The 12,084-nt window shown below is 55.9% G+C and carries 10 protein-coding genes, 1 tRNA gene and 1 riboswitch; of the genes, 2 read left to right on the forward strand and 9 right to left on the reverse strand.

Going from position 1 to position 12,084, the window contains the following annotated elements:
- Positions 1-49: 49 nt before the first annotated feature.
- Positions 50-263, reverse strand: a riboswitch (cobalamin riboswitch).
- A gap of 105 nt (positions 264-368) precedes the next feature.
- Complete coding sequence (locus ACGHP1_RS12730; protein WP_338428051.1) at positions 369-689, reverse strand: Hpt domain-containing protein; 321 nt, start codon at positions 687-689, stop codon at positions 369-371.
- A 400-nt stretch (positions 690-1,089) separates the two neighbouring features.
- Here ACGHP1_RS12730 and ACGHP1_RS12735 point away from each other — a divergent pair.
- Together ACGHP1_RS12735 and ACGHP1_RS12740 are read left to right on the forward strand one after the other, a co-directional pair.
- Positions 1,090-1,174: transfer RNA gene (locus ACGHP1_RS12735), tRNA-Tyr, on the forward strand.
- A gap of 152 nt (positions 1,175-1,326) precedes the next feature.
- Positions 1,327-1,578: a DUF6061 family protein gene (locus tag ACGHP1_RS12740; RefSeq protein ID WP_390509562.1), complete on the forward strand. Its 252-nt coding sequence runs from the start codon at positions 1,327-1,329 to the stop codon at positions 1,576-1,578.
- A 404-nt stretch (positions 1,579-1,982) separates the two neighbouring features.
- Here ACGHP1_RS12740 and ACGHP1_RS12745 read toward each other — a convergent pair whose 3' ends face one another.
- The 8 genes from ACGHP1_RS12745 to ACGHP1_RS12780 form a co-directional block, all read right to left on the reverse strand.
- Positions 1,983-2,945: a hypothetical protein gene (locus ACGHP1_RS12745; protein ID WP_390509563.1), complete on the reverse strand. Its 963-nt coding sequence runs from the start codon at positions 2,943-2,945 to the stop codon at positions 1,983-1,985.
- A 12-nt stretch (positions 2,946-2,957) separates the two neighbouring features.
- Positions 2,958-4,496 carry a relaxase/mobilization nuclease domain-containing protein gene (locus tag ACGHP1_RS12750; protein WP_390509818.1) on the reverse strand — a complete coding sequence of 513 codons (1,539 nt, stop codon included), beginning with the start codon at positions 4,494-4,496 and terminating at the stop codon, positions 2,958-2,960.
- Positions 4,468-4,902, reverse strand: coding sequence for a plasmid mobilization protein (locus ACGHP1_RS12755; RefSeq protein ID WP_390509564.1), 435 nt, complete (start codon positions 4,900-4,902; stop codon positions 4,468-4,470). The genes ACGHP1_RS12750 and ACGHP1_RS12755 overlap by 29 nt, the downstream gene beginning before the upstream one ends.
- Before the next feature lie 836 nt (positions 4,903-5,738).
- On the reverse strand, positions 5,739-6,410 hold the full coding sequence (locus ACGHP1_RS12760) for a hypothetical protein (protein WP_390509566.1): 672 nt from the start codon (positions 6,408-6,410) through the stop codon (positions 5,739-5,741).
- A gap of 84 nt (positions 6,411-6,494) precedes the next feature.
- Positions 6,495-7,409, reverse strand: coding sequence for a type I phosphomannose isomerase catalytic subunit (locus tag ACGHP1_RS12765; RefSeq protein ID WP_390509568.1), 915 nt, complete (start codon positions 7,407-7,409; stop codon positions 6,495-6,497).
- A gap of 130 nt (positions 7,410-7,539) precedes the next feature.
- Entirely contained in the window at positions 7,540-9,228 is a 1,689-nt protein-coding gene (locus ACGHP1_RS12770; RefSeq protein ID WP_390509569.1) for a phospho-sugar mutase, read from the reverse strand.
- Positions 9,229-9,232: 4 nt separating this feature from the next.
- The gene (locus ACGHP1_RS12775) at positions 9,233-11,398 is read right to left on the reverse strand and encodes an alpha-galactosidase (protein WP_390509571.1); all 2,166 of its coding nucleotides are present in this window, start codon (positions 11,396-11,398) and stop codon (positions 9,233-9,235) included.
- Positions 11,395-12,081: a DUF624 domain-containing protein gene (locus ACGHP1_RS12780; RefSeq protein ID WP_390509572.1), complete on the reverse strand. Its 687-nt coding sequence runs from the start codon at positions 12,079-12,081 to the stop codon at positions 11,395-11,397. Before ACGHP1_RS12780 ends, ACGHP1_RS12775 begins: the two co-directional genes overlap by 4 nt.
- Positions 12,082-12,084 lie beyond the last annotated feature (3 nt).

Genomic DNA, 12,084 nt, shown 5'->3' on the forward strand with positions numbered 1-12,084 from the left:
TGTTTCAGGGCTTTTTGGTACAACCAATTCCTCGTGATCTGGGGTTTGCACCCCCGTACCAACAGCAGGCAGGTTTCCTGACTGAAAGATCGCCGCCCGTCATCTCCTTCCCAGAGCAAAAGCTCCAGTGGCTGGTGCAAAGCACCCTGATGCGGACTCCCTTATCACAGTGACGAGATCGTGCGGGATCTGCACCCGCTTCCCTTTTACCCTTTCCGCCGTGCAGTGCATCGGCAAAAGGCACCTGCTGTTTTTCTGTTCAGTTCGTCCGGCATTATATCATAAAACTGCGCAGAATGCAATAAAAAACGGCATCCTGCCTTTTTATAAGGAAGGATGCCGTTTGGAGATCGAGCCAAATGCGGAGCTTACTGGAGCGCACGGATCGCATTGATGGTGATTTTGTACTGGCAGGTCACGCTGTCAAACAGCTCCTTGGTACCTTCCAGTGTGCCTGTGCGCAGCACCTCGGTCAAATCGTAGGTGGGCTGATACAGGTTGGTAAAGCCCAGGTTTTGGCACACGCCCTTGAGCGTGTGTGCCGCACGGAATGCTTCCTTCACATTTCCTTCCTTCAATGCCTGCTCCAGTTTCGGATAGCTGTCGTCGTTCAAAAACATCAGCGTAAATCTGCAGATCATGCCTTCGTTGTAAAGCCGCTTGAGCACATCCTCATAATTTGCGCCCATCTGTCTATAACATTCCTGAATCGTCATGGTTTGTCGCTATGCCTTTCTTTTTCTACTTATCCCGCCTGGTTTGCCACAGAGTGACAAAAGCGCCATCCATTTTGTTGCACTTTGTTGCGTTTTTAATATATCACGCCTTCCTGCGTTTTTCAATGCAGAGACAAAAAGTCTTGCACTTTTCACATATTGTCCCGAGTTTTTCTTGCATTTTGCCTATCAATTTCTTCCGGCTGGCTTTTTTCTCCGACTTTGCCGTGCCTGCATGGCTGCAGGGCTTTTCCTGCCGTTTCTCTGCACGGAAAACGCATTTGAAGAAAAAGGTAAAAAAAACAGTTGACAAAAGCCTTTCTGCATGATAGAATAAACAAGTCGTCCGGCGAAGGACACAAAAAGTGAATATGGGCGTGTTCCCGAGTGGCCAATGGGGACAGACTGTAAATCTGCTGCTTTCAGCTTCGGTGGTTCGAATCCACCCGCGCCCACCAAACAAGAAAAATCCGAACCTGTTTCCGATTGGAGAAGGGTTCGGATTTTTCATTTTCTTCGGGTACGACAATGAAGGCTCCCGTGGAAGATACAAAACTCCGATACCTTGTCATAGACCGTAAACCAATAACAAGCTTTGGAGGGTATGATTATGAAGTACGATGAAAGAGCCTGCAAGTTTAACATGGACACCGGATGTGTGGAACTGTTGCTCAAAGATGGATACAAAATTTCCATCGACTGCACTGGGGTCGAGGATGCGCTGGACGTTACCATGGCGCAGAGGTCTGAACTGGACTACCTCATCTATAACGACCCGCTGGCGTATGCCGAACTGATCCTGAACGGTGAGCCGGAGGAGTATCTGAGAAATGCGGCTGCAAGTCACGGATTAGAGGACTGAACACAAAAACAGGGTGCGCCCTGCCGGACGCACCCTGCCAAAATCCACACACGATAAGTAAGGCAGGGAGTTCCCCCACGGGAACTTCCTGTTTCTCTTTGCCGGAGAGATGAGCCTGCTCCGCCTGCCACGCGGCAAACTCCCGTTGACCTTCCTCGCTGTTCCAGCAGGCAAGGATGGCCGGTTAGAATGCCCGTGCCAGACAGTCAATGACTTCATCGGGGTAGGGGGAAGTGTTTGTGGACTTTTTCTTTTTGTTCAAACGCACGCTCCTTTAATCGTCCCACCATGGCAAAGCCGGGCAAGAAAATCAAAGCTCCATTTTTATCAGGCGCAAGGGCGCGGAAGTTTTCTGCCTTGCACTTGCGGCTGGTGGCTTGTTGATGGCTTACAAGTGCCTGTCGTTATGCGGTCTTTTCAGCTTCTTCGATTGTTTCAGAAAGAATCTGCTCCATGCAGGCTTCCAGCTCGTTCAGATAGTGGGCTGGCCGCTGCATGGCGTAGCGGAGAACCTTCTGCTTTTCCGGGTCAGAAAGATAACTCTGATTATTTTTGAGCACTCGCTTCCATGTGTTTCGCATCATTTCCGTGGCCATGCTCAGCGTCTTGTAGACCTTCATGCACTCGTCCGGGACTTGGTATCCCTTGAACTGTTCGGGGTCGGATGTGGGCATCGGAACCGGCACGTCTGCTTTGGGGTCTGCATTTGCAGCCTCCATTGCTTTCGTGATTTCCGGGTGCATGATCTCGGCAAATACGTCTTGCCGTTTGGCAGGACTGCTCTGCACGAGCTTGGACATTTCTTCATTCGTGAACTTCACTTCACCGGAAAAGACTTTCTGCTTGATGCCGGGAGAGAGATTATCTGCGATGTCGATGCCTCGCGTGTAGTGGCTGGCACGGAGAACAGAGGCACGGCTGACACCGTTTTCCTCTGCGATCCGGTCGCAGGTTTTCTTCCCGGAGTGGTGGTTATCATCGTGAGCACCACCACTTTTCTTTGCTAAAGTGTACTGGTTGCCCCGAAAGATTTTTGCGGCTTTCTTCTCGGCTTCATACTGTTTGCCAATCAGATAACGCTTCTGTTCGGGGCTCAGGTTGCGCCGCCCCAACTGGTTTCTGCAAATCCACGCAAGGGCTTCTTCGCGATTCTCGAATCGGAGCGGCATGGTGGAGAAATAAATCTCCGGGTGTTTCTGGAGGATGGCATAACGATTGTGACCGTCAACAAGGGTGTTGTTCCAAACAATCAAAGGAGAGAGCAGCTTGCCCTCTCTGAGGATATTTTCTTCAAGCTGCTTAAATTCATCATCGGTCAGCGGCGGAATCTGATTCTGAAACTCCGGGTCGATTTTCAAGTTGATCATACGCACACTCCTTTATCTCTCCTGCTGCGTCCGTTCGTCCTCCCGGAAGAACAGGGCAACATTCTGCTTTGCGTCTTTCAGCTTGAGCAGTTCGGATTTAGCTTCCTTGTACTGCTCATAGAACTGTGCCTTTTCGGAAGCCAGCGCGCAGTATTCCGCTTCCAGCTTGTTCGGGCTGGGCAGGCTGGTGATGTTGTTTGCCTTGAGATAGGCTGCTGCCGCCCGGTACGCTGTCAGCGCTGCACGATGCTGTTCTTCAAAGGCTGCGGGGGATTTGGCAGCTTTTAACTGCTGTGCGATGTTCTTGGTGCTGGTGTAGGCTACGACGTGATAGCGCAGATCTTTGTTGGCTTTCATTCGACCTTCGAGGTCTTTCACTACGGCCAGTGATTCGTGGAACTTGGTGTCAAGCTCTGTGATTCTCTGGTTGAGTGCGTCCTCGTCAAGCAGACCTTTTTCCTGCAAGAGGATCAAGGTCTGTGCCATGGCTTTGAGGTTGTGCTTTTTCGCCCAACGCTCGTAGCCGATGCCCTTGCCCTGCTTCAGCTTTGCCTGAATGTCCACCAGTTTCTGAATCTTATTGGGCTTGTCTGCTGCGATGGGCTGGACGGTCGGAGCAAGCCAGATGTTCTGAGCGAGTGCGGCAAGCACCTGCTCTTTCTCAAACTTCTTGCTCAGCTTCCGGGCGGTGATGAATTTCACCCGATTGGACGGGCAGTAGCTCAATCGCCCTCGGCTCTCTTTCACGGCAATGCCATGTTCCTGCAAGAGCAATGCAGAAAATTCATCGAAGGTGGTGGCTTTCTTCAGCACGGAGTCGATTTGCCTGCGCAGAGTTTCCAGTTCCGTCTGGTAAACAGTCTGCTTGGGAGCCTTCCCTTCTGCAAGCAATCTGGCGTTGGCATGGTCGAGACATTGCTGCCCGCGCCGCCGTGCCCAGTATTCCCGTTCAGAAATACGGTCGCCTTGTGCTTCCAGTAGATTGATCTGATGCAGGTCAGCGTGTTCGCACATTTCCATGACTGCGACACGCAGGTGCCGCATGGTCTGGGCTGTGCTGGAGTGCTTCATGCCCTCACGCCAGTCACGAGGCTTCTGCATATAGGGCTTGCGTTCCACTTCTCGTGTGCGGATGCTGCCGATCACGATGTGGACATGGATATTTCCCGAATGGTTATGCCCATCCGGGTGGGTGCAGACGATGGCAGGATGACCGGGAAAGTTTTCTTTACAGAAGTTCAGGCCGAGAGCCTGTGCTTTTTCCATGGTCAAGCCGTTGTCGGCTGCATCTCTGGGGTCAAAATATTGATGGCTCTTAATATCACCATGCTGGGTGTTCTTGCCGTACTTGCGGTTTGCCAGCAGACAGGCAGTTGCAAACGAAAAATCGCCGCACTCAAGGGTGTTGAGCAGATACGATTCTCGCAGCATGGGCCTGCCTTGTTCGTCCAGAATTACTTTGCCGGAGAATTCATCGTGCTGGTAGATCAGGTACGCTTCGATGGCGGTGTAGTCCGAGTTTTTAGAGGCGATATGCTTGAGCGTTGCCATACAGTTCACCCAGAACTTCCTCGGCGCTGAGCCGAAATGCGGTCAGGTCTGCAAGTTCGTCAAGGATTTTCGCCCGGATCTGCTCGGTGTCCGCACCGCCAGAATTGAAGTGCCTTGCAAGCTGGTTCAGGTTGCCGCCCACCTTGCTGCACTGGGCAAGCAGGGTGGAAACGGCGGTCAGGGTTTCTTCGCCGCCGCCTGCAACGACAACAGTGCGCTCGATTTTTGCATTGTGCAGCGCACGGCGGATGAGAGTGGACAGGGAGAGATGAAGGAGTTTTGCGGTATTTTCAAGTTCCAACTTTTCAGTTTCCGTCACACGGAACTTGATGATGTGCGTTTTGCTGTTCGGCGTGTCGTGGCGGTGGGTCGTGCTGGGATTCGCTTTGACATTCGTTTTGTTCATTGAACCTCCTGTCGTCTTGCTAGCTTCTCGGTGAAGCTATGTAAGCACGACACGCCGTTCTTTCGCACCGCAAGGTGCGAATATGAGCAGGGTTTGGGGCAGGCACGCCCCAACAAGATCACTTCGGAAATGCAGATGCATTGAAGAAGTGAAGTCCCGGTGGAGCACAACATTTTCAAGAATTGAAAATTTGTGGCCACGGGACGGTTCTTGCCCTCCACCGCTGCGCTCAAAACGCATTTTCAACAAATGTTTCCGAATTGTTAAGACGCAAAAACAAGTAGAGAGTTCCGCTGCTCATGTAATGGGGTCACCGTTTGCTCCGAACGAAGTTCCTGCCCCTGTTTGTGCAGCGGCGTTGTCCGGCTCGCTCACAGAAAGTGTGAGGTCATGGCACGATATCACGTTCAGACGGCTTATGAAGGATTCAAGGTTCGGTATGAAGAAAGCCGGGAGCAGTGTGGACACTACAGCCTGCTTCTTTCAAGCACAAGAATAACACTTTGAGGTTGTACGGTCAACAACCAAAAACAAGTTTTGGAAGATTGAACAACCACATAGGATTTTATTTGTGAAAAAGAAAAATACCGCCCACGTAGCGCAGCGATGATTTTGTCGGGTGAATCGGCGGCAAAATGAATCGGGTGTGTTGCGGGGCGGTACGTTCTTTTGGGCAATCATCCACTGAAAGTGGTGGTTATCACGGTGAGAACCACCACTTTTGTCAGCAGGATTTGGAATAAAGGGTATCATGGAAGTGTAGGTGCGTCAAGATGGTTTCGCAAAATTTATCACGATAAAGCGGTAGAAGTAAGACTTTCTACGAATTCAGAAAATCAAATGAGCTTCTCCCACAGCGCATCTCCTGTGGTGAGGGATTCTTCCTCCACGCCTTCACTCAGACGCCTTGCCACATACCATTCTGTGCCACTTTCGCTTTGCACTCCGGCAAGGGCGGTGTCGTCCAGCAGCACGGCAAAATCGGAAACGCTCAGGCTGTCGCCCTCCTGCGGGTCAGTACCGTCCAGCAGACGGAAACAGCCGTACCGCTGCTCCATTGCCGCCGGGTCGTCCACGATGAAGATCATGCTCTCGCAGAGATAAAAATCCGAATTGAGCTTGTCCTCACTGGATTCCATCAGCTTGCGCAGGGAGGAATCCTGTCCATCGTAATCCAGCGCAAGCCAGATGCTCTTCACGTTGACTTTTACTTTCCCGTCACCGTTCACATCATCGGCCGCAGCTTCCAATTTGGTTTCCACCTCGGACAGGAACGCCGCGTCCGGGTCAATACGCCCCACGACCGCTACCGTATAGTCCGGCTTCACCTCGGTGACACGGCTCCACACAAAATACCCGACCGCCAGCACCGCCGCGGCAATGAGCACCACATAATACCAGTGATAATGCCACCAGTTGGCGCGGGCTTCGGCGGGCGTCAGCTCCCGGGGTTTTTCCGGCACAAGATCCTCGGGGGAAATGTTGCGTTCGTAGCGGTAGGATGCCATGGCAGTGTCCTCTTTTCGTTTCAGTCTTGATAGCTATATCATAGCATAAACTCCCGGACTGTGTATACGATCCGGGAGTTTTGTTTACACGCGGGTGCGCAGGCACTTGAGATCCGTGCCGCTCACCGTATATTCCCCGGTGCCTGCCGGGATAAAGAAGCTCTCGCCCTTTTGGATGGGCAGGCTCTCGCCGGTGGCGGTCTCGGTCAGGGTCCCCTCTCCTTCCAGGATCAGCAGAGAAGTAAAGGAAACATCATCGCAGATATCCTTGAAGCTGCCCTCCACGGCATCCACCGTAAAGTAATCGCACTGTGCCAGATGGCCGTGGAAGTCGTGAGCAACAGGCGGCTTGCGTTCGGTCACATCCAGAGCCTGCGGGATGTGGAGCTGGCGGGGCTTGCCGTCTGCACCCTTGCGGCCATAATCGTAAATGCGGTAGGTGACGTTGGAATTCTGCTGAATCTCAGCCACCACGATGCCCTTGCGGATGGCGTGGAGCGTGCCGGAGGGGATGAATAAGCAGTCGCCTTTTTTCACCGGGACGGCGTTCAGCACCTCGGTCAGGGTGTTGTCCTTGATGCGGTGCTCAAACTCCTCTTTGCTGATCTCATGGGTGAAGCCATAGTAGAGGGTCGCACCCAGTTCTGCCTCCAGCACATACCACATTTCGGTCTTGCCGTACTGGTGTTCGTGCTCCAGGGCGTAGGCGTTAGAGGGGTGCACCTGAATGGACAGGTCCTTCTTGGCGTCGATGAGCTTTGCCAGAATGGGGAACTCCTCGAACTTTACGCAGTCGGTGCCAAGGCAGCCGGGGTGCGCGTCAATGTACTGCTGCAAAGTCGTGCCGTCCGGCAGGTAGCTGGGGCCGTCCGGGTGGCAGGAGAGCATCCACGCCTCACTCAAGGGGTGCATCTCGCTCTGGATGCCGTACTCGGTACGCAGTTTTTCGCCGCCCCAGAGGTAGTCCTTGCAGCTTGGTTTCAGTTGAATCGTTTTCATCTTGCATACCTCCAATATGCCTAAAATTGCACATAAAATGACACTTTTTCCGAAAAAAGGGTGCAAAAAAGCTGCCCCGTCCATTTTTATGGCAGGAACGAGGCAGCCGTTTGTAGAAATATTTGAGAATTTATGCCTTCAGCAGCTCGGCAGCGGCGTCACCCAGCTTCGCATTGATGGCATCTGCTTCGGCTTCCGTAGGAGCAACGGCGGACAGATACACCTTGATCTTCGGCTCAGTGCCGGAAGGACGAACCATCAGCTTTGCCTTTCCACCCAGACGGAACTCCAAGACATTTGCCTTCGGCAGACCGGTGCCTTCGGCGTTGTAGTCCAGCACGCTTTCCACGGCGATTCCGGCAATGCTCTGCGGCGGGGTCTTGCGCAACTGTTTCATGATGGCCTGCATGGTGTGCATCCCGCTTTCGCCCTCAAAGGCGAAGCTGTGCAGGGCGTTGCGGTAGCAGCCGAACTCGGCGTACAGCTGGTTGATGGCATCCAGCAGGGTCATACCCTGCTTTGCGTACCATGCCGCAGCTTCGCACACCAGCAGCGTGGCGTTGACAGCGTCCTTATCCCGGACGTGAGCACCGGACAGGTAGCCATAGCTCTCCTCAAAACCGAAGATATAGCGGTCGGCTTCTCCGGCGGCTTCCAGCAGGCCGATCTGCTCACCGATGAACTTGAAGCCGGTCAGGGTGCGGCGCAGCTCCACGCCGTATTTTTCTGCCACCGGCGTTGCCATATCGGTGGACACGATGGTGGTCACGGCCACGGGGTGCTCCGGCATGGTGCCCAGCGCCTTGCGGGTGCGGCAGATGTAGTCCAGCAGGATGATGCCCATCTCGTTGCCGGTGATGAGCCGGTACCCGCCCTTGCCGTCCGGCACTGCCGTGCCGCAGCGGTCGCAGTCGGGGTCGGTTCCCAGCAGCAGGTCGGGATGGACTTTGTCGCACAGCTCCAGACCCTTCTGCATGGCTTCCCGGATCTCGGGGTTGGGGTAAGGGCAGGTGGGGAAATTGCCGTCCGGCTTTTCCTGCTCCGGCACCACCGTCACATGAGAAACGCCCAGCTTTTTCAGCAGCTTTTTCACACATTCCAGGCCGGAACCGTTCAGCGGGGTGTAGACCAGTTTCAGGTCAGCAATGCCTGCACCGTCACCTACACGCTGGGCATAGACGGCATCCACAAAGTCGTCCAGACACTCTTCCGAGCTGTACTCGATCTTTCCCTCCGCAAGAGCTGCGTCAAAATCGGCAGGCTGCACCGCAAAGCAGTCCACGGCTTCGATGGCGGCGAGGATTTTTGCAGCCACCTCCAGCGTGATCTGGCAGCCGTCCGCACCATAGACCTTGTAGCCGTTGTACTTGGCGGGGTTGTGGCTGGCGGTGACGCAGACGCCTGCGCCGCAGCCGTAGTACCGCACCGCCCAGCTCAGTGCCGGGGTGGGCTCCAAGCGGGGGTAGATGTAAGCCTTGATGCCGTTGGCGGCAAGGACAGCCGCCGTTTCCTTGGCGAACACATCGCTCTTGATGCGGCTGTCGTAGCCGATGGCAACTTTCTTCGGCAAGTCGGAGGCGTTCAGGTAATTGGCCAGACCCTGCGTCGCCTTGCGGATGTTATAAACGTTCATCCGGTTGGTGCCTGCGCCGATAACGCCCCGCAGGCCGCCGGTGCCAAATTCCAGCTCCCGGTAGAACCGGTCGGTGATGGCATCTTCGTCGCCTGCGATGCTGTTCAGCTCCTCGGCAAGGTCGGCAGGCATTTCCGGCTGTGCCAGCCAGCGGTCATAGGCCTGTTTGATTTTTTCTTCTAACATAAACTCACACTTTCTTCAGATACCAGATCTTTGCGGGCGTCTGACCCCAGCCGCCGGGCAGCTCCAGACCGGTGGTCAGCAGCTGTACGCCGCTGTAGGTATTTTCGTCTTCGTCGGTGTACTGTGCCGCCGGGTCCAGCCCTGCCAGCACAAGGCGGGGACGGCTGTTGGCGCTTGCTGTGCCGTGGCAGCCGGTCAGGGCATCGCCTACCGCAAACACGGCAGCTTCGCTGCCGTCCTTTGCGGCGATCATCCATGCTGCACCCAGACCATTGGGTTCCGGGTTTACCAGACGATGCAGCTCCCCGCTGCGCAGCAGTGCGCCGTGTCGGCGATACCACGCCACATAGGGGCGAAGCTCTGCCAGCGCTTCCTCGCTGTATTTGGTCAGGTCCAGCTCAAAGCCGAAGGTGCCACTCAGCGCCGCCGCCATGCGGGCTTCCACGGTGGAGGTGTGGCCGGTGCAGTGATTTGGCACAGTGGAGAAGTGCGCGCCCATCACACAGCCGGGGTAGAACAGGCTGGTGCCGTACTGGATGACCAGACGGGAGCGGGCATCGGTGTTGTCGCTGCACCAGATCTGCGGGCTGTAATAGAGCATACCGCAGTCGAACCTTGCGCCGCCGCCTGCGCAGTTTTCCAGCAGCAGGTCGGGGTATTTTTCGGTCAACCGCCGCTGCAGTTCGTACACGCCCAGTACATAGCGGTGGTACACTTCGCCCTGCCGCTTTGCGGGCAGCTTTGCGTTGTAAACGTGTGCCAGCGAGCGGTTCATGTCCCACTTGAGGTATTTCAGCGGGCAGCTCTGCAAAGTGTCATCCAGCTGCTGCCAGATGCCGTCTACCACGTCCGGACGGCTGAAATCCAGTGTGTACTGGTGCCGGATCTCCAAAGGCTCCCGGCCCGGAATGGTGAACGCCCAGTCGGGATGGGCACGGTAGAGGTCCGAGTTCGGGCTGATGGCTTCCGGCTCGACCCACAGGCCCATTTGCAGCCCCAGCAGGTTGATTTTTTTGCACAGGCCGGGCAGACCGTCCGGCAATTTTGTTTTGTCCGTTATCCAGTCGCCCAGACTGGTGGAATCATCGTTGCGGCCCTTGAACCAGCCGTCGTCCAGCACAAAGAGGTCGATGTCGGCCTTTTTGGAGGCAGCAGCCAGTTCCAGCAGCTTCTTTTCGTCAAAGTCGAAGTAGCAGGCTTCCCAGCTGTTGATGAGCACCGGGCGGGGCGCGGTCATATCCTGCCAGCGGGGCGGCAGCAACCGGGTGCGGATGGCGTTGTGGAACCGGCGGCTCATCTCACCCAGACCCTTATCCGAATAGACCATCGCGACTTCCGGTGCGGCAAAGCTCTCGCCGGGAGCCAGCGTCCAGTGGAAGTGGTAGGGGTGGATGCCCATCACCAGCCGTTCCCCTGCGTCGGCACGCTCGGCCTCAATGAGGAAGTTGCCGCTGTACACCAGCGCAAAGCCCCATGCGTTACCGGTCGTTTCGGTGGTATCTGCGTGGCAGAGCGCCACCGCCGGATTGTGGGCGTGACCGGGGATGCCCCGCATACTGCCGATGCTCTGGATACCGCAGCGCAGAGCTGCACGCTCCGGGGTGCGCTCGGCCGCCCAGGTGCCGTTCAGGGTGATAAGCTCCAGCGCATCCGGCGCAAAGTCGATGGACAGCGAAGCAGCCTTGTGCAGGGTCAGCGGTTCGTTCCCATTGTTGGTATAGATGACCGTCCGGGTGATGAGGTCATCCGCTTCATACACGCTGTACCGCAGCTCCACCGCAAGCCCGCCGGCATCTTTCAGGAAAACCGACAGCGTTTCCACGCCGTCACCGTTCCGGAACATGGGCAGCCCGGGAAGCTGAGGTTTGCCGGGCTGCACTTCTGCATGGTCGAACACAAAAGCGGCGGCTTCGGTCCCATCAGCATATTCCGGGATGACCGCTGGGGTGCGGTTGTCCGCTGTGCCCGCACCGGAAAGCTCCTGCGGCTCAAGGTCCGGCCAGCAGCCGGGGTCGCCATGCGGTGCGCGGGGGTCGGCAAGGTTCGGCGCATCATCCGGCAGACGGGAACCGTAATAGGTATGCAGCAGCATCCCTCTCTGCCCCACCGCCATCTGATAGCTGGTGTGGGCGGTATGTAAGGTAAAACAGTTCTTGGAACGAACGATCATGCTTCGGTTCCTCCATCCAAATTTTCTTCTTCCGGTTCCTCGGCCTCATCCTTGCGCCCGGCCTTTTCCAGCTGGGCGAAGGCGGGGCGCATCAGGCAGGCCATGCCGAGGGCTGACCCCGCGCCGCCGAGCAGCAGCCAGAGCGGCAGCAGATAGACGAACCACGCCGGCGCAGCCTTTGCCAGCAGCGGAAACCATGCCAGAAAGGCAAGGATGCCTATACTGGGCAGCAGATTTGCCAGCGTCATCCGTGCGCCGTCCGCCAGCGCCAGCAGGGCTTTGGGGTAAGAGAACCGCGCCAGCAGCGCAAAGCCCCAGCAGCTCAGAAAGCCGATGCCTGCCAGCAGCAGGAAGGACGCCGCCGCCAGAATGCCGTTGGAAGCGGTATCCTGCGCGGTGGCTGTCCGCAGCCCGGCAAAGCCGACTGCACTGAGGAACAGAACCATCAGCCAGAGGGCTGTCGCCTGCTTGAAATCCCGTTTGAACGCCTTGAAAAAGTCGGTGCGGACGGTGTAGTCCTCTTTTGCTGCCATCTTGTTCACCACCGTGAACAGCCCCAGCGTGGAGGCTCCGGCGGTGATGACGGGCAGGCAGCATACCAGCCACAGAAGGTTTGCGAAAAGCAGATCTCCGATCCTGCCCATGGTACGGTAAAACGAACTGTCGATGTTGGTCTTTTTCATGGC

The sequence above is a fragment of the Faecalibacterium sp. i21-0019-B1 genome (genome assembly GCF_042852915.1).
GTDB lineage: Bacteria > Bacillota > Clostridia > Oscillospirales > Ruminococcaceae > Faecalibacterium > Faecalibacterium taiwanense.